This is a genomic window from Allobosea sp. BK604, from assembly GCF_004341515.1.
Taxonomy (GTDB): domain Bacteria; phylum Pseudomonadota; class Alphaproteobacteria; order Rhizobiales; family Beijerinckiaceae; genus Allobosea.
Genome location: NZ_SLZF01000006.1, coordinates 303,553 through 320,833, shown reverse-complemented (window position 1 = coordinate 320,833; position 17,281 = coordinate 303,553). Strand labels below are relative to the sequence as shown.

16 protein-coding genes are annotated in these 17,281 nt (G+C 67.0%); 13 read left to right on the top strand and 3 right to left on the bottom strand.

Annotated elements, in window-relative coordinates:
* Window positions 1-78: 78 nt before the first annotated feature.
* The 3 genes from EV560_RS20195 (at window position 79) to EV560_RS20185 (ending at window position 5,798) form a co-directional block, all read left to right on the top strand.
* Window positions 79-1,206 carry an efflux RND transporter periplasmic adaptor subunit gene (locus EV560_RS20195; protein ID WP_131857593.1) on the top strand — a complete coding sequence of 376 codons (1,128 nt, stop codon included), beginning with the start codon at window positions 79-81 and terminating at the stop codon, window positions 1,204-1,206.
* A gap of 3 nt (window positions 1,207-1,209) precedes the next feature.
* Window positions 1,210-4,371, top strand: a complete 3,162-nt coding sequence (locus EV560_RS20190; protein WP_131857592.1) for an efflux RND transporter permease subunit — start codon at window positions 1,210-1,212, stop codon at window positions 4,369-4,371.
* A gap of 170 nt (window positions 4,372-4,541) precedes the next feature.
* The gene (locus EV560_RS20185; RefSeq protein WP_131857591.1) at window positions 4,542-5,798 is read left to right on the top strand and encodes an aminopeptidase; all 1,257 of its coding nucleotides are present in this window, start codon (window positions 4,542-4,544) and stop codon (window positions 5,796-5,798) included.
* 131 nt (window positions 5,799-5,929) lie between these two features.
* Here the strand turns inward: EV560_RS20185 and kce are convergent, their stop codons facing one another.
* Together kce and EV560_RS20175 are read right to left on the bottom strand one after the other, a co-directional pair.
* The gene (kce, locus tag EV560_RS20180; RefSeq protein WP_131857590.1) at window positions 5,930-6,862 is read right to left on the bottom strand and encodes a 3,5-dioxohexanoate:acetyl-CoA acetone transferase; all 933 of its coding nucleotides are present in this window, start codon (window positions 6,860-6,862) and stop codon (window positions 5,930-5,932) included.
* A gap of 134 nt (window positions 6,863-6,996) precedes the next feature.
* Complete coding sequence (locus EV560_RS20175; protein WP_131857589.1) at window positions 6,997-7,935, bottom strand: 3-hydroxyacyl-CoA dehydrogenase; 939 nt, start codon at window positions 7,933-7,935, stop codon at window positions 6,997-6,999.
* Window positions 7,936-8,013: 78 nt separating this feature from the next.
* Here EV560_RS20175 and EV560_RS20170 point away from each other — a divergent pair, with 78 nt between their 5' ends.
* The 8 genes from EV560_RS20170 (at window position 8,014) to EV560_RS20135 (ending at window position 14,103) form a co-directional block, all read left to right on the top strand.
* Window positions 8,014-8,775, top strand: a complete 762-nt coding sequence (locus EV560_RS20170; protein ID WP_131857588.1) for a GntR family transcriptional regulator — start codon at window positions 8,014-8,016, stop codon at window positions 8,773-8,775.
* A 166-nt stretch (window positions 8,776-8,941) separates the two neighbouring features.
* A complete protein-coding gene (locus EV560_RS20165; protein WP_131857587.1) occupies window positions 8,942-9,718 on the top strand; it encodes an SDR family oxidoreductase in 777 nt (258 codons plus the stop codon).
* Between the two features lie 56 nt (window positions 9,719-9,774).
* Complete coding sequence (dusA, locus tag EV560_RS20160; protein ID WP_131857586.1) at window positions 9,775-10,773, top strand: tRNA dihydrouridine(20/20a) synthase DusA; 999 nt, start codon at window positions 9,775-9,777, stop codon at window positions 10,771-10,773.
* 9 nt (window positions 10,774-10,782) lie between these two features.
* Window positions 10,783-11,241 carry a PaaI family thioesterase gene (locus tag EV560_RS20155; RefSeq protein WP_131857585.1) on the top strand — a complete coding sequence of 153 codons (459 nt, stop codon included), beginning with the start codon at window positions 10,783-10,785 and terminating at the stop codon, window positions 11,239-11,241.
* A gap of 97 nt (window positions 11,242-11,338) precedes the next feature.
* Window positions 11,339-11,728: a cupin domain-containing protein gene (locus EV560_RS20150; RefSeq protein WP_131857584.1), complete on the top strand. Its 390-nt coding sequence runs from the start codon at window positions 11,339-11,341 to the stop codon at window positions 11,726-11,728.
* Between the two features lie 61 nt (window positions 11,729-11,789).
* On the top strand, window positions 11,790-12,035 hold the full coding sequence (locus tag EV560_RS20145) for a hypothetical protein (protein WP_131857583.1): 246 nt from the start codon (window positions 11,790-11,792) through the stop codon (window positions 12,033-12,035).
* Between the two features lie 10 nt (window positions 12,036-12,045).
* The gene (locus tag EV560_RS20140; RefSeq protein WP_131857582.1) at window positions 12,046-12,480 is read left to right on the top strand and encodes an SRPBCC family protein; all 435 of its coding nucleotides are present in this window, start codon (window positions 12,046-12,048) and stop codon (window positions 12,478-12,480) included.
* 57 nt (window positions 12,481-12,537) lie between these two features.
* A complete protein-coding gene (locus EV560_RS20135; protein WP_207908073.1) occupies window positions 12,538-14,103 on the top strand; it encodes an MFS transporter in 1,566 nt (521 codons plus the stop codon).
* 157 nt (window positions 14,104-14,260) lie between these two features.
* Here the strand turns inward: EV560_RS20135 and EV560_RS20130 are convergent, their stop codons facing one another.
* Entirely contained in the window at window positions 14,261-15,487 is a 1,227-nt protein-coding gene (locus EV560_RS20130; RefSeq protein ID WP_131857581.1) for an SMP-30/gluconolactonase/LRE family protein, read from the bottom strand.
* 319 nt (window positions 15,488-15,806) lie between these two features.
* Here EV560_RS20130 and EV560_RS20125 point away from each other — a divergent pair, with 319 nt between their 5' ends.
* Window positions 15,807-16,640 carry a sulfite exporter TauE/SafE family protein gene (locus tag EV560_RS20125; protein WP_131857580.1) on the top strand — a complete coding sequence of 278 codons (834 nt, stop codon included), beginning with the start codon at window positions 15,807-15,809 and terminating at the stop codon, window positions 16,638-16,640.
* A gap of 10 nt (window positions 16,641-16,650) precedes the next feature.
* A complete protein-coding gene (locus EV560_RS20120) occupies window positions 16,651-17,127 on the top strand; it encodes a GNAT family N-acetyltransferase (protein WP_131857579.1) in 477 nt (158 codons plus the stop codon).
* Window positions 17,128-17,281: the final 154 nt, after the last annotated feature.

The window sequence follows — 17,281 nt, the reverse complement described above, 5'->3', positions numbered from 1 at the left end:
ATCGCTCTTGTGCAACCGCTCAGAAGTTTGTCACGATGCTGCCCTAACGGTCGTTGCGAACGGTCGGGGGAACAGGCGATGAGACGACGGGTTCTGGTGTCGATCGCAGGTCTGGCGCTGCTGCTGGCTGCCTGCAACGAGAAGCAGGCCGCTGCGCCCGCGGCTCCGCCACCGCCCTCCGTCGGCGTGATGGCCGCGACCAAGAAGGGCGTGACCTGGACCTATTCCTTCGTCGGCCGCATCAAGGCGCCGGAAAGCGTGGCGCTGATGGCGCGCGTGCAGGGCTTCCTCGACAAGGTGCAGTTCATGGAAGGCCAGGACGTCAAGGCCGGCGACGTCCTCTACCAGATCGAGAAGGTGCAATATCAGGCGCAGGTCGACCAGGCGCAGGCCAATGTCGCCTCGGCCAAGGCGGCCGAACTCAACGCCCAGCTCACCTATAATCGCTCCCAGGATCTGGTGAAGACGCAGGCCGTCTCGCAGGCGACGCTCGACAGCAACCGCGCCAGCCTCGACATGGCCCATGCGCAGGTGCTGCAGAACCAGGCGGCACTGACCCAGGCCAAGGAGAATCTCGGCTACACCGACGTCATCGCCCCGATCGCCGGCCGGATCGGCCTCACGGCCTATACCCAGGGCAACCTCGTCGGGCCCAATAGCGGTGCGCTCGCCACGATCGTCAGCCAGGACCCGATGTATGTCCTGTTCCAGGTCAGCGTGCGCCAGCTCGAGGAGATCCGCGAGCAGCGCAAGCAGGAGGATGGCGGCCAGAGCAAGATCGCGATCACCGTGCGTCTGCCGACGGGCAAGGAATATGCCCATGCCGGCGTCTGGAACTATACCGACCCGCAGGTCGACCAGCAGACCGACACGGTGACGATGCGCGCGACGCTGCCCAATCCCGAGCGCCAGCTGATCGACGGCGAGTTCGTCACGGTCGAGGTGCGCGAGCGGCGCGAGCAGCCCCGCCTCGTCGTGCCGCAGGCGGCGATCCAGGTCGACCAGGCCGGCAGCTATGTGCTCGTCGTCGACAAGGACAACAAGGTCCAGCAGCGCCGGATCAAGCTGGGCACCCAGCAGGACGCCGATATCGTCGTCGATTCCGGCCTCAACGAGGGCGAGAACGTCATTATCGACGGAATCCTGAAGGTTCGTCCCGGCCTGACGGTGAGCGCCACTCCGATCGCCCCGGCCAGCGGGAGCTAGGACGTGATCTCCTCCGTCTTCGTCGACCGGCCGCGGCTCGCCTTCGTCATCTCGATCGTGATCACGCTGGCGGGTATCCTCGCCATCTTCTCGATCCCGGTGGCGCAGTTCCCCGATATCGTGCCGCCGCAGGTCTCGCTGACGGCGAGCTATCCTGGCGCCGACGCCGAGGTGGTCGAGACCACCGTCGCCCAGCCGATCGAGCAGCAGATCAACGGCGTCGACAATGCGCTCTACTATCAGTCGACCAGCGGCGCCGATGGCAGCTATTCGCTGAGCGTCACCTTCGCGCTCGGCACCAATCCCGACATCAACACGGTCAACGTCCAGAACCGTGCCGCGCTCGCGACGCCGCAGCTTCCCAGCGAAGTGTCGCGCCAGGGCCTGACCATCCGCAAGAAATCGGCGGCGCTGCTGCAGGTGGTCGAAGTCCACTCGCCGAAGCACAGCTTCGACTCGCTCTATCTGAGCAACTACGCCACCATCAACATCATCGATGCGCTGGCGCGCATCCCCGGCGTCGGCCAGGTCAGCCTGTTCGGCCCGCTGGACTATTCGCTTCGCGTCTGGCTCGACCCGACCAAGCTGACGGCGCTCAACCTGACGCCGAACGACATCATCAACGCGGTCCAGGGCCAGAACGTGCAGGCTGCGCTCGGCCGCATCGGCGCCGCTCCGGTCGGCCGCGACCAGCAATATCAGCTCACCGTCAAGACGCAGGGGCGCCTGACCACGCCCGAGCAGTTCGGCAATATCGTGCTGCGCACCAATCCGGGCGGCTCGGTGGTGCGCGTCAAGGATGTCGCCCGCGTCGAGATGGGCGCGCGCACCTCCGATCGCTACAGCCGCTTCAACGGCGCGCCCGGCGCGGCGATGGGCATCTACCAGTCCCCCGGCGCCAACGCGATCGACGTCGCCAAGCGGGTGCGGGAGACGATGGAGCAGCTCTCCAAGCGTTTCCCGGATGATCTCACCTACGGCATCTTCTTCGACACCACGGTCTTCGTCAGCGCCACGATCGACGAGGTCATCAAGACGCTCGGCGAGGCCTTCATCCTCGTCGGCCTCGTCGTCTTCCTCTTCCTGGGCAAGTTGCGCACCACCATCATCCCGCTGATCGCGGTGCCGGTCTCGATCATCGGCACCTTCGCGGTCATGCTGGTGATCGGCTATACGGCGAACACGGTCTCGCTGCTCGCGCTCGTGCTCGCCATCGGCATCGTCGTCGACGACGCCATCGTCGTCATCGAGAATGTCGAGCGCGTCGTCGAGGAGGAGCCGGAACTCACCATCGCCGAGGCGACCAAGAAGGCGATGGCCGAGATCACCGGCCCGATCATCGCCATCACCTTCGTGCTGCTCGCCGTCTTCGTGCCGGTCGCCTTCATTCCCGGCATCAGCGGCCAGCTCTTCCGGCAATTCGCCGTCGCCGTCTCCGTCGCGATGCTGATCTCGGCCGTCAACGCGCTGACGCTGAGCCCGGCGCTCTGCTCGCTCCTGATCACCCGCAGCCACGGCAGCGGCGGACCGATGCGCTACGTCATGAACGGCATCGACAAGGTCCGCGACGGCTATGCCGCGATCGTGCGGCGCCTCGTCCGCATCGCCATCGTGGTGGTCTTCGTGCTGGGCGGCATCCTCGCCGCGAGCGGCTGGCTCTTCACCACCACGCCGCAGAGCTTCCTGCCGGAAGAGGATCAGGGCGCCTTCTTCATCGCCATGCGCCTGCCCGAGGGCGCCTCGGTGAACCGCACCGCCGCCGTGGTCGAGCAGGTCGAGAACATCGTCCGCCCGATCGACGGCGTCGAGGGCGTGCTCTCGGTCGTCGGCTTCAACTTCATCGACGGGCTCGCGGCCTCGAACCAGGCCTTCTTCGTCGTCCGCCTCAAGCCCTTCGAGGATCGCAAGGCGGCGGCGCAGAGCGCCAGCGGCATCATCCGCATCCTGCAGCCGCAGCTCGCCGCGGTGCAGCAGGCGACGGTCTTCCCGTTCAACCTGCCGCCGATCATCGGTCTCGGCAGCACCGGCGGCTTCCAATATGTGCTCGAGGCCTTGCAGGGCCAGTCGCCGACCGACATCGCCGCGACCATGCGCGGCCTGCTGGTCGCCGCCAACCAGCAGCCCGAGCTGGCCGCTGTCTTCAGCACCTTCGCTGCCGACACGCCGCAGATCTATCTCGATATCGACCGCGACAAGGCGCAGGTGCTCGGCGTCCAGATCGCCGACGTCTTCAACGCCTTGCAGGCCACGCTAGGCGGCTATTACGTCAACGATTTCAACGTCTTCGGCCGAACCTGGCAGGTCAATGTCCAGGCCGAGACGCCATTCCGCAGCGCCGTCACCGATATCGGCAAGATCTATGTCCGCAATAGCGCCGGCACGATGGTGCCGATCAACGCGCTCGCGCAGGTGCGCCTCGTCACCGGCCCGCAGGCGCTGACCCGCTATAACGGCTATCGCGCGGTGATCATCAACGGCTCCGGCCGGCCCGGCGTGAGCTCCGGCGAGTCGCTCGCCGCGATGGAGCGCATCTCGGCGACGACGCTGCCCGCCGGCTACGGCTTCGAATGGACCGGCACCGCCTTGCAGGAAAAGGCCGCCAGCGGCCGCACCGGCGCCGTCCTCGCGCTGGCGATACTCTTCGCCTATCTCTTCCTCGTCGCGCTCTACGAGAGCTGGAACGTGCCGATCGCGGTGCTGCTCTCCGTCTCGGTCGCGGTCCTCGGTGCCGTGGCCTCGATCGCGCTCACAGGCGTCAGTCTCGGCGTCTACGCCCAGATCGGCCTCGTCGTGCTGATCGCGCTTGCGGCCAAGAACGGCATCCTGATCGTCGAGTTCGCCCTGGAGCAGCGGGCCAAGGGCGAGTCGATCCACGATTCCGCCATCTCCGGCGCCAGGCTGCGTTTCCGCCCGGTGATGATGACGAGCTTCGCCTTCATCCTCGGCCTGCTGCCGCTCGTCATCGCCACCGGCGCCGGTGCGCTCAGCCGCCGAGCGGTCGGCACGCCGGTCTTCGGTGGCATGCTCTTCGCGTCGATCTTCGGCATCTTCCTGGTGCCGATGCTCTATGTCGTCTTCCAGTGGATGCGCGAGCGGGTGAGGCGCAAGCCGAAGGACGCAGCCCTGCCGAGCGGCGCGGCGCCTACCGCAGGCCACGGGACCTGAGCAAAAGCATTTTCGAGCGAAGTGGACACCGGTTCGCGTGAAGAAAATGCGTCAAAACAAATAGATGGAGGATTTTTGCGATTCGAAGAAACGCAGAAATACTCTAAACCACGCATGACCATGATCACGAGCGCCCTCGCGGCGCTCCCGAACCTATTGGGCCGAGCTTCATGAACACCCATCAGCGCGAACTCTCCGCCACGATCGACCCGGTCAAGCTCGACAGGCTCGCCGAGGTGGCGGTCAGGGTCGGATTGAACCTGCAGGCCGGCCAGGATCTCTTCCTCACCGCCCCGGTCGCGGCCTTGCCCTTGGTGCGCCGCATCGCCGAGCACGCCTACAAGGCAGGCGCCGGCCTCGTCACGCCGATCCTCTCCGACGAGGAGGTCACGCTGGCGCGCTACCGCTTCGGCCCGGATGCCAGCTTCGACAAGGCGGCGACCTGGCTTTACGACGGCGTCGCCAAGGCCTTCGCCGCCAACACCGCCCGGCTCGCCATCGTCGGCGACAACCCGATGCTGCTTGCGGGCGAGGACCCGGCCAAGGTCTCGCGTGCGAGCAAGGCCAATTCCATCGCCTACCAGCCGGCGCTGGAGAAGATCGCCGGCTTCGACATCAACTGGAACATCGTCGCCTATCCCAGCACCGCCTGGGCGAAGCAGGTCTTCCCGAACGAGCCGGAGGATATCGCCGTCGCCAAGCTGGCCGAGGCGATCTTCGCCGCCTCGCGCGTCGACAAGGAGGGCGCCGTCGCGGCCTGGGAGGCCCATAACGCCACGCTGCGCCGCCGCTACGACTGGCTGAACGGCGAACGCTTCGCCTCGCTGCATTTCACCGGACCCGGCACCGATCTGATGGTCGGCCTGGCCGACGGGCATCAATGGCAGGGGGGCGCCTCACCGGCCAAGAACGGCGTCGTCTGCAACCCCAACATCCCGACCGAGGAGGTCTTCACCACGCCGCATGCGCGCCGGGTCGAGGGCCATGTCTCCTCGACCAAGCCGCTCTCCTACCAGGGCTCGCTGATCGACCAGATCCAGGTGCGCTTCGAGGCGGGCCGCATCGTCGAGGCCAAGGCGGTCCGTGGCGAGGAGGTGCTGAACAAGGTTCTCGACACCGACGAGGGCGCGCGCCGGCTCGGCGAAGTCGCCCTGGTGCCGCATTCATCGCCGATCTCGAAGGGCGGCATCCTGTTCTACAACACGCTCTTCGACGAGAACGCCTCCTGTCATATCGCGCTCGGCCAGTGCTATTCGAAATGCTTCGTCGACGGCGCCAGCCTGACGCCCGAGCAGATCGCTGCCCAGGGCGGCAACAAGAGCTTCATCCATATCGACTGGATGATCGGCTCGGGCGAGGTCGACATCGACGGCGTGCGCGATGACGGCAGCCGGGTGCCGGTGTTCCGCAAGGGCGAATGGGCCTGATCACAGCCGCGACGTCATGCTCGGCCCTGTGCCGAGCATCCACGCCTTGAACACCGCTTTCCCCGACGGAAGGCGTGGATGGTCGGGACAAGCCCGACCATGACGGGGAGAGGGCTTGGGCGTGAACGGCGCTAGAACGCCACCTTGTCCGCCCCCTTCAGCTGCAGCGCCTCGCGTGCATCGGCCGGCGTCGCGACCTCCAGCCCGAGCCCCTCGATGATCTTGCGGGCCGCGCGAACCTGCTCCGCATTCGATTTCGCCAGCTGGCCCGGCCCGATCCAGAGCGAATCCTCCAGCCCGACGCGCAGGTTGCCGCCCATGGCGACCGCCATCGCCGCGATCGGCAGCTGGTTGCGCCCGGCGCCGAGCACCGACCACTGATAATCGTCGCCGAACAGCCGGTCGGCGGTGCGCTTCATATGGGCGACATCCTCGGGATGCGGGCCGATGCCGCCGAGCAGGCCGAAGACCGACTGTACGAAGAAGGGCGGCTTCACCAGCCCGCGGTCGACGAAATGCGCCAGCGTGTAGAGATGGCCGATATCGTAGCACTCGATCTCGAAGCGGGTGCCGTTCTCGGCGCAGGTCGTCAGGATATTCTCGATATCCTGGAAGGTGTTGCGGAAGATCCGGTCCTTCGAGCCTTCGAGATAGGGCAGTTCCCAGTCGTGCTTGAACTCCTTGAAGCGGTTCAGCATCGGGTAGAGCCCGAAATTCATCGAGCCCATGTTGAGCGAGGCGACCTCGGGCTTGAAATGCGCGCAGGGCCGCAGCCGCTCCTCGACCAGCATGGTCGGCGCGCCGCCGGTGGTGATGTTGATGACGCAGTCGCTGCGCTGCTTGATCACCTTGAGGAAGGGCTCGAACGCCTCGGGCGACTGGTCGGGCTTGCCGGTGACCGGATCGCGCGCATGGACATGCACCAGCGCCGCCCCGGCCTCGGCCGCACCGACCGCGGCGTCGATGATCTCGTCGGCCGTGATCGGCAGATACGGCGACATCGAGGGCGTATGGATCGCGCCCGTCACCGCGCAGGTGATCATGACTTTGCGGCTCTTGGCCATGGCGGTTCCTTTCAGGTCAGCGGTTTTGAGCGACATCCGTCATTGCGAGCGCAGCGAAGCAATCCAGGAGGGCTCGCGCAGTCCTGCTGGATTGCTTCGTCGGCTGCGCCTCCTCGCAATGACGACACGCATGATCAGGCAGGCTTGCGCTTCGAGGCGCGCTTATGCGCTTGCAGGGCGGCGAGGCGGCTGTCGCGCCAGCGGCTCAGCGCCGCGACGCGCTCGGGCGTCTGCGTCCCCGGCCATTCGCTCATCACCTTGGTGACGGTGTCCGCTCCAAACGGGTCGGCGCCGCCCGGCTGCGGCTGCATCTGGGCGAGCGAGGCGCCGTAGCGGGCGCAATAGTCGGGAATGCCGCCGGGCGCATTGAGCTCGATCGTCTCGAACGGACCCATGAAGGACCAGCGCAGGCCGAGCCCATCGCGGATCGTCTTGTCGACATCCTCGGCGCTCGCCACGCCCTCGCCGACGAGGCGAAAAGCTTCCGCCAGCAGCACGGCCTGCAGCCGGTTCAGCACGAAGCCGGCCTTCTCCTGGCGCAGGATGATCGGCACCTGCCCGGCCTTCTCGTAAAGCTTCTTCGCCTTTTCCACGACCTTCGCATCGGTCCATGGGGCAGGGGCGAGCTCGACGATCGGCACCAGATGTGGCGGGTTGACCGGGTGGGCGACGAGGCAGCGCGCCCGGCCCTTCAGCTTTTCGCTGAAGCGCGAGGCGGTGATGAAGGAGGTCGAGGACGCCAGGATGGCGCCGGCCGGCGCCAGCTCGTCCATCTCGGCGAACAGCGCCTGCTTGGCCTCGATCGTCTCGGGCCCGTTCTCCTGCACCAGCGCCGCGCCCTTCAGCGCATCAGTGAGACCCGCCGCGACCGTGATGCGCTTCAGCGACCCGGCGGGATCATCGACCAGCCCATGCCCGGCCAGCTCCTTCAGGTTCTTGCCGATATGGATGCGCGCCGCGTTCGCTGCCTCGGGCTTCAGGTCGTAGAGCGAAACGGTGAAGCCGTGGCTGGCGAAGATGGTGGCCCAGGCCCGGCCGATCAGGCCCGAGCCGACAATCGCGATCTTGCTCATCTCAGCGTTTCGTCCTCGAGGATCGGCGATCTCCGTCGCCGCTTGTCGTGATCTGTGATCACAGTTAGGTTGGCAGGCATGGCCGTTCCTGTCCAGCCCTTCGCCGGCCCAGCCGAGGATGCGCCCGTTGGGCGCGCGCTCGCGCGTCGCTCGGGAGCGCTTGGCGAGATCGGCGCGCTCTCGCGCGAGACGCTGGGCGAGCGCGTCACCGGCGAGTTGCGGGCCCTGCTTGTGGCCGGCCGCCTCGCGCCGGGCGAAAAGCTGTCGCTGCGACGCGTGGCCGAGGCGCTCGGCGTCTCGATGATGCCGGTGCGCGAGGCGGTCAGCCGGCTCGCCGCCGACGGCGCGCTCGAGGTGCTGCCGAACCGCGCCGTGCGCGTGCCGGTGCTGACACTGGCCGGGTTCCGCGAGCTGACGCGGCTGCGCCTCGTTATCGAGGGCTTTGCGGCCGAGGAAGCGGCCACGACCGCGAGCGCCGAGCAGATCGAGCGGATCGCCGGCTTCGAGGCGGCATTCGGGCGCGCCGCGAATGCCGAGCCGCCCGATACCGCCGCGGGCGTAGCCGCCAACCGCGACCTGCATTTCGCGCTTTACGAGGCCGCCGGCATGCCGAGCCTGGTCGAGATGATCGAGCGGCTCTGGCTCAAGGCCGGCCCGATCCTCAATCTCGACATGCGCCACGAGCCGGGCCGGCTGCGCGGCGGCAGCGCCGTGCAGGCCCATGCCGCGCTGCTCGCTGCGCTGCGCCGGCGCGACGCTCCCGCGGCTCGGGCTGCGTTGGAAAACGATATCAGGAGCGCCGCCGCTCATATCGAGAGCGCCGGCGGTCTGGCGGAATAAGCATCGGCCCGAAAAGTGGATTGCGGTTTTCGGAAGAAGCCGATGCGAAAGCAGGAGCGGAGCATCGGCCCGAAAAGTGGATTGCGGTTTTCGGAAGAAGCCGATGCGGAAACAAGGAGCTGGGTCATCGGCGGTCCGAAGATCCACGCATAATGGGAGGCTGAGGATGGATCTGCAGATCGAAGGCTTGCGCGTTCTGGTCACGGCCGGGGCCAACGGCATTGGCCGCGCCACCGCGCGCGCCTTCGCGGCCGAGGGCGCCAAGGTCCATATTTGCGATGTCGACCGCGAGGCGCTGGCGGTGATGAAGGCGAGCGATCCGGCGATCACGCAATCGCTCTGTGACGTCTCGGACCGCAAGGCGGTGGCCGCCTTGTTCGAGGAGGCACTTGCCGCGCTCGGCGGGCTCGACTGCCTGGTCAACAATGCCGGCATCGCCGGGCCGACCGGCCGCGTCGACGAGATCGACCCGGCCGACTGGGATCAATGCCTCGCCGTCGATCTCACCGGCCAGTTCAACTGCACGCGGCTGGCGGTGCAGCATCTCAAGCAATCGGCCAATGCCTCGATCGTCAACCTCTCGAGCCAGGCGGGCAAGCACGGCTTTCCGCTGCGCTCGCCCTATGGCGCGGCGAAATGGGGCGTCATCGGCTTCACCAAGGCGCTCTCGGCCGAACTCGGCGAATTCGGCATCCGGGCCAATGCGATCTGCCCCGGCCTGGTCGAAGGCCCGCGCATCCAGAGCGTCATCGCCAACAAGGCGCGCAGCTTCAACATCTCGCATGAGGAAATGACCCAGCGTCTCTTCGCCGGCGTCTCGATCAAGCAATTCGTCGATCCCAGGGACATCGCCAGGCAGATCGTCTTCCTCGCCTCGCCCTTCGGCAAGACGATCTCGGGCCAGGAGATCTCGGTTTGCGGCGATACGCGCATGCTAAGCTGAGCGCTTGCGCTGCGGCCGGTTTGTCGTCACGCCCGGCGCATGCCATATGCAGCGCGATGAAGGCCGAAGACCTCACATTCTCCGTTGCGCCGATGATGGACTGGACTGACCGGCATTGCCGCGTCGTCCATCGTCTGATGTCGCGTCGCGCCCGGCTCTATACCGAGATGGTGACGGCGCAGGCGGTGATCCGCGGCGATCGCAACCGGCTGATCGGCTTCGACGCGGTCGAGCATCCCGTCGCACTGCAGCTCGGCGGCAATGACCCGGCGCTTCTCGCGCAGGCGGCGAAGATCGGCGCCGATTTCGGCTATGACGAGATCAACCTGAATTGCGGCTGCCCCTCCGATCGCGTCCAGGGCGGGGCCTTCGGCGCCTGCCTGATGCGCGAGCCCGAGCTCGTCGGCGCCTGCGTCGCGGCGATGAAGGCTGCGGTCTCGATTCCCGTCACGGTGAAATGCCGGATCGGCGTCGACGATCAGGATCCGGAGGCGGCGCTCGACGCCCTGACCGCGAGTGTGCGGGCTGCCGGCGTCGACGCGCTCGTCGTTCATGCCCGCAAGGCCTGGCTCCAAGGCCTCTCGCCCAAGGAGAACCGCGAGATCCCGCCGCTCGATTACGAGCGCGCCTATCGCCTGAAGGCGGCCAATCCCGATCTGATCGTCGCGATCAATGGCGGCATCCGTGCGCCCGCCGAGTGGCAGGAGCATCTGGCCCATCTCGACGGCGTGATGATCGGCCGCGAGGCCTATCAGAACCCGGAGATCCTGCTCCAGGCCGATCCGCTGCTCTTCGGCGAGGCCGCGCCGGTCGCTGACGCCTTCGCCATGCTGGAGGCGCTGGAGCCGCATATCGCGGCACATCTCGAGAAGGGCGGGCGGCTGCATGCCTTCACGCGCCATCTCGTCGGGCTCTTCCCGGGCCGGCCGGGCGCGCGCCTGTTCCGCCGCCATCTCGCCGAGCATTGCGTCTCCGCCGAGGCGGGGCTTGCGGATTTGCGCGCTGCGGTGGCGCATGTCTCGCGCTACGAAGGGGCTGCCGCCGCAGCCGCATAGGAGATCGCCATGACCGCCACCGTCCCGCTCCCGGATACGGAGGTGGCTGCCCGCATCGAGGCGAGCTTCGCAAAGCAGAGCTTCATGACGACGCTCGGCGCCAAGCTTATCCGCGTCGGGCCTGGCGAGGTCGAGATCGCATTGCCGGTTTCTCCGCAGCTTTGCCAGCAGCACGGCTTCGTCCATGCCGGCGCAGTCTCCAGCATTGCCGATTCCGCCGCGGGCTATGCCGCGCTGACGACGATGCCGGCCGGTACAGGCGTGCTCACCGCCGAGTTCAAGATCAACCTGCTCGCCCCGGCGGCAGGCGAGCGCCTCGTCGCCAAGGGCAGGGTGGTCAAGGCCGGGCGCACCCTGACGCTGGCCATGGCCGAGGTTTTTGCCGTGGCGAACGGCGCTTCCAAGTTATGTGCCTTGCTGACCGCGACCTGCATGACCATAGCCGGCCGCGACGGCGTTTCGGACTGAGCGGGAGGTTCCCGGCTTTACCGAAAACCGCAAGCCACTTTTGGGGCCGATGCGCTAACAATGCGCTGCCGAAGAGCCGAGACGGGAAGGCCGCGCCATGGATATCCTCGACCACGCCAGCCAGCCGCTGGACAAATGGCGCGACGGCGTGATGACGCGGATGCGTGTCTCCGCCACGGTCCAGGGCCGCCAGCTCTGCATCTTCGAGCAGTTCTGCGAGCCGGGCCTCGGCGCGCCGATGCATCTCCACGCGGTCGAGGAGGTGCTGGAGGTCATCGAGGGCACGGCCGAGATCACCCTGCGTGACGAGAGCGCGATCATGACCGCGAACCAGTCGGTGCTGATCCCGGCCGGCGCCCGTCACAGCTTCAGGAATATCGGCACAGGGACCTTGCATGTCCGTGCCACTCTGGCGGCGGCGATCTTCGAAGCCTCCTATGACGACCGCAACGAGATCTCCCGGCGCTTCGTCCCCGCCGAAGCCTGACGGGCTCGCAGGACAGGCCAGATAGCCGCGATTCCGCAGCCGAGCGCATCGGCATACCGGCTTGACGCAGCGCCGCCTCACCCTTAACTTAACCAATAAGTTAAATAAGCTGGCGGCTGGCCGGATGGCGTCATGCCATCTTCGTGTCGCCGCGATGGAGGAAGCAATGGGTTGGCTTCGCCGCTATGAACGTTTCTGGCGCGAGAAGCTCGACGCGCTGGAAGCCTTTTTCAACGGTTCGCGCCGAAAACCCGAGCCGCCCAAGCCCGCCCTGGGTTGCGGCGAAAAGGACAAGGACAAGTCCTGAGGAGTGGTCGATGGATCAGAAGGTGACTCCGAGCCTGACCATGAAGCGCCGGCTCAACGCCACGCCCGCCGAGGTCTATCGGGCCTGGACGCAGCCGGACTTGCTGGCGCGCTGGTTCGGGCCGGAGAATGTCACGGCGCAGGAGGCCGAGCTCGATGCGCGCGTCGGCGGCCGCTACCGCATCACCATGCGCGGCGACGACGGCGAGATTCACCAGGTGTCCGGTACCTATCACGAGGTGGTCGAGAACGAGCGCCTGGTCTTCGACTGGGCCTGGGTCTCGACGCCCGAGCGCGTCTCGCGCGTGACGGTGACCTTCAAGCCTGATGGCGACGTCACGATCCTGACACTGCTGCACGAGCAGTTCTTCGACCAGGATGCCGCGACGCGTCATACCCGTGGCTGGACCGGCTCCATGGACAAGCTGGAGCGCCTGTTCTCCTGACAGGGGACGTCCGGCACCGGGCTAGGCTCGGCCAACGAACGAGACAGGGAGAGACGGATGATGGAGCTCGACCAGCCCGCCCGCGCGGGCCGGCGCGAATGGATCGGTCTGGCCGTGATCGCGCTGCCCTGCCTGCTCTATTCGATGGACCTGACGGTGCTGAATCTCGCGGTGCCGCAGCTCAGCGCCGAGCTCAGGCCGAGCGCCGCGCAACTGCTCTGGATCGTCGATATCTACGGCTTCATGATCGCCGGCTGCCTGATCACGATGGGCACACTCGGCGACAGGATCGGCCGGCGCAAGCTGCTACTGATCGGCGCCGTCGCCTTCGGCCTCGCTTCGATCGTCGCCGCTTTCGCCAATACGGCGCCGCTGCTGATCGCGGCGCGCGCCGTGCTCGGCGTGGCCGGCGCGACGCTCGCGCCCTCGACGCTTTCATTGATCCGCAACATGTTCCTCGATCCGCGTGAGCGCACGGTCGCGATCGGCATCTGGATCGCCAGCTTCTCGGCCGGCGGCGCCATCGGCCCGCTCGTCGGCGGCGCCATGCTCGAACATTTCTGGTGGGGCTCGGTCTTCCTGATCAACGTGCCGGTGATGGTGCTTCTGCTCGCGCTCGGACCGTTCCTGCTGCCTGAATTCAAGGATCCGGATGCGGGCAAGCTCGATCTTCCCAGCGCCGCGCTCTCGCTCGCCGCCGTGCTCGCGGTGATCTACGGCCTGAAGCACGTCGCAGTGGACGGGCTCGGCTGGGAGCCCGTTCTGATGACCCTGGCCGGCCTTGCGCTGGCTTTGCTGTTCCTGGTGCGCCAGATCCGTCTGGCCGAGCCGTTGATCGATCTTTCGATCTTCCGCGTGAAGGCGTTCAGCGCCGCGCTGACGGTCAATGTCCTCGGCTTCTTCATCGCCTTCAGCAGCTTCCTCTTCATCGGGCAGTATCTTCAGCTCGTGCTCGGCATGGGCCCGCTCGAGGCCGGCCTCTGGTCGCTGCCCTCGGCCTTCGGCTTCATCATCGGCTCGATTCTGGCGCCGCGCATCCTCAGTAGCCTGAAGCCGGCGCAGGTCATGGCCGGTGGCTTCGCGTTGACCGCGCTCGGCTTCGCGGTCCTGAGCGGCATCGCCCGCTTCGATGGGCCGCTGGTCGTGGTCGCCGGCCTGCTGCTGCTTTCGCTGGGCCTGGCGCCGGTCGTGACGCTGACCACCGATCTCGCCGTCGGCACCGTGCCGCCCGAGCGAGCCGGCATGGCCTCCGGCCTGTCCGAGACCAGCTCCGAGTTCGGCGGCGCGCTCGGCATCGCCGTGCTCGGCAGCGTGCTGTCCATGCTTTACCGGCATCAGCTCGGCGCCAGCGTGCCTGCGGATGTCCCGACGGAGGCCGCCGCGGCGGCGCGCGACACGCTCGGCGCGGCGCTCACCATCGCCCATGACATGGGCCCTGCGGGCGAGGCGCTGCTCGCGGCGGCGCGCGACGCCTTCACGCGCTCCCTGTCGCTCACGGCTGCCGTCAGCGCCGTGCTCGCCTGCGCCACCGGCCTCGTCGCCTTCCTGGCGCTACGCAATATCGGTGATGGTTCCGATAACGACGGCGCAGCGGAGCGGCTGCCGGCGCCGGCAGCGAAATAGCCGGCCACTCCCGGCGGCACCTCCACGCCTCGTGGCACCTCGCCGTCATGGTCGGGCTTGTCCCGACCATCCACGTCTTCCTGGGGCGAGGGCCGTGTTCAAGACGTGGATGCTCGCCACGAGGGCGAGCATGACGGTGCGCGTGCAGTACGGACGGCTAGCCCGGCCCGGCTCCCTGCGTCGCCGTATAGACGGCGTAGATCGACTGGCTCGCCGCCATGAACAGGCGGTTCCGCTTCGGGCCGCCGAAGGTGATGTTGCCGCAGACCTCCGGCAGGCGGATGCGGCCGATGAGCTTGCCCGCGGGATTGAACACCAGCACGCCATTATAGCCGACGGCGCGCCCGGCATTGCTGGCGGACCAGAGATTGCCGTCGACATCGCAGCGCAGCCCGTCCGGTCCGCATTTGACGCCGTCGAGCATGCAGTCCGAGAACAGCTTGCCATTCGAGAGCTTGTTGTCGGCGCCGACATCGAAGACATGGATGTCGCCCTTGCCGCCCGGCCCGGTATCGCCCGGTCCCTTGCCGGTCGAGGCGATGTAGAGCTTCTTGAAATCGGGCGAGAAGCACAGGCCGTTCGGGTCCGGCACCTGCTGCTCGGTGACGACGAGGTCGATCCGCCCGTTCGGATCGATGCGATAGCAATTGGTCGGCAGCTCGCGCTTGAACGTGCCGATGCCCGGCAACTGCCCGAGCCGCGGATTGATCCGACCGCTTGTGTTGCTCGGTCCGCCCGCCGCGTCCGGCGCGCCCTCATAGAGCTGGCCGCCATAGGGCGGATCGGTGAACCAGTAGCTGCCGTCTGGATGGGCGACGATGTCGTTCGGCGAGTTCAGCCGCTTGCCCTCGAAGCTCTCGGCCAGCACCGTTGCCGAGCCGTCGAGCTCGTAGCGCACGACGCGGCGGTTGAGATGCTCGCAGGAGAGCTGCCGCCCCTGGAAATCGAAGCTGTTGCCGTTGCTGTTGCCCGATGGCGTGCGGAAGACGCTGACGCGCCCGTCATCCTCGATCCAGCGCAATTGCCGGTTATTGGGAATATCGCTCCAGAGGAGATAGCGACCCTGCGAGTTCCAGGCCGGTCCTTCGGCCCAGAGTGCGCCGGTCCAGATGCGCTGGATCGCCGCGTTGGGCTGGGCATAATTGCTGAAGACCGGGTCGATCGTCAGGACGTCGGGATCGCTGAAATAGGTGGTCGGCGCGCCGCCTCGGCTGAAATCTCGTGGCGGGCTGGTGACCGTGCTCGGCGGCGCGGCCGGGCCGGGCGGCGTCTGCGCGAAGGCTGGGCTCGCCGCTGCGGCCAGTGCGCCGATCCCGGTCGCCTTGAGCAAGGTCCGGCGCGAGAGTGAGCTATCTCTTTGTGTATCGGCATGCGGGTCTGTCATCGATACCTCCCTGGATAGTCTTTTGTGACGTGATCCCGGTCGTGCGGCCCGTATCCTCCTGCGTGTCGTCCTTTTCCGATCTCTGCTTATGGGTGTCTGCGTTGCGTTGACGCAGGTTTGTCAGCGCGTCGCCGCAGCCGGGACAGTCTCTGTAGCACAAGCCGGGATTTCCGGTAGCCAGGAGCCCGATTTCGACTTTAGTCGCCATTCCCGCGTCATGCATTGCACGCAAGACCTGACGGCTTTGGCCCGGCCTGCCTTGCCGTGGCATGCAAAATACCGCAGAGGGTGCGCGCCCTTCGTGACGGATAAGGTTTTTATGTTTTCTGCGATTTCACCCGGCGAACTCGCCTTCCTCGCCGCGTCCCTGATAGTTGCAGGTGCAATTACCGGCATTTTGGCCGGACTTTTTGGAGTCGGCGGCGGCGCGGTCATCGTCCCCATCCTCTACGAGATCTTCCGCATCATCGGCGTGCCGGAAGAGGTACGCATGCCGCTTTGCGTCGGCACCTCGCTCGCCATCATCATCCCGACCTCGATCCGCTCCTTCAACGCGCACCGGGCCAAGGGGCTGGTCGATCTCTCGATCCTCAAGATCTGGGCCGTGCCGGTGGTGCTCGGCGTACTCGCCGGCAGCTATATCGCCCGTTTCGCGCCGCCGGACCTGTTCAAGATCATCTTCGTCCTGGTCGCCGTGCTCTCGGCGCTGCGCCTGCTCTTCGCCGCCGACAAATGGAAGTTCGGCGAGGACCTGCCGGGCAAGCCGGTCATGGTCGGCTATGGCGGCCTGATCGGCGTGCTCTCGGCCCTGATGGGCATTGGCGGCGGCCAGCTCTCCAGCCTGTTCATGACCTTCTACGGCCGGCCGATCCACCAGGCGATCGCGACCTCCTCCGGCCTCGGCGTGCTGATCTCGATCCCCGGCGCGCTCGGCTTCATCTATGCCGGCTGGCCGAAAATGGACCTGCTGCCGCCGCTCTCGCTCGGCTATGTCTCCTTCATCGGCTTCCTGCTGTTCATCCCGACCAGCATCTGGATGGCGCCGGTCGGGGCGCGGATGGCGCATCGGCTCTCGAAGCGGAAGCTCGAGGTGGTCTTCGGCATCTTCCTGCTCACGGTCGCCGGCCGTTTCATCTGGTCGCTCCTGGCTTAAGCTCGCGCCCATGCCCCAGCTTCGCCTCGCCACGCCCGCCGACCACCCCGCGCTCGCCGCGCTCTTCGCGGAGATGCAGGCGCATTACGCCGTGCCATGCCCGGCCGAGGCCGCCATGCTCGCGGGCCTGTCGCTGCGTCCGAGCGGATCGGAGATCTTGGTGGCGGAGGAGGCAGGCAGGCTGCTGGGCTTCGCCGCCTTCTCGGCGATCTATCCCGGCCCCGGCCTGCAGCCGGGCATCTTCCTCAAGGAACTCTATGTCACGGCGGCCGCGCGGAGCAGCGGCATTGGCGGCGCGCTGATGCGCGAGCTTGCTCGCGTTGCTGTCTCACGCGGTCTCGGACGCATCGATTTCACCGCTGCCCATGACGACCAGCGCCTGCGCCGTTTCTACGAGGAGCTCGGCGCCGCCGCCCACCCTGAAAAGGTGTTCTACCGGCTGACCGGGGACGCCTTGCAGCGGCTTGGGGCGGATGCGGAGACGTAGAGCGCGGGGAACCCTCTCCCGGATGGGAGAGGGCAGGGTGAGGGCCGGACGGCAAACGCTGCTGCTGTGAGCGGCCCGCGGCTCCGTTTCAATTTCGCTGGTTTGGCGGCCGGCCCTCATCCGCCGCTGCCGCGGCACCTTCTCCCACCCGGGA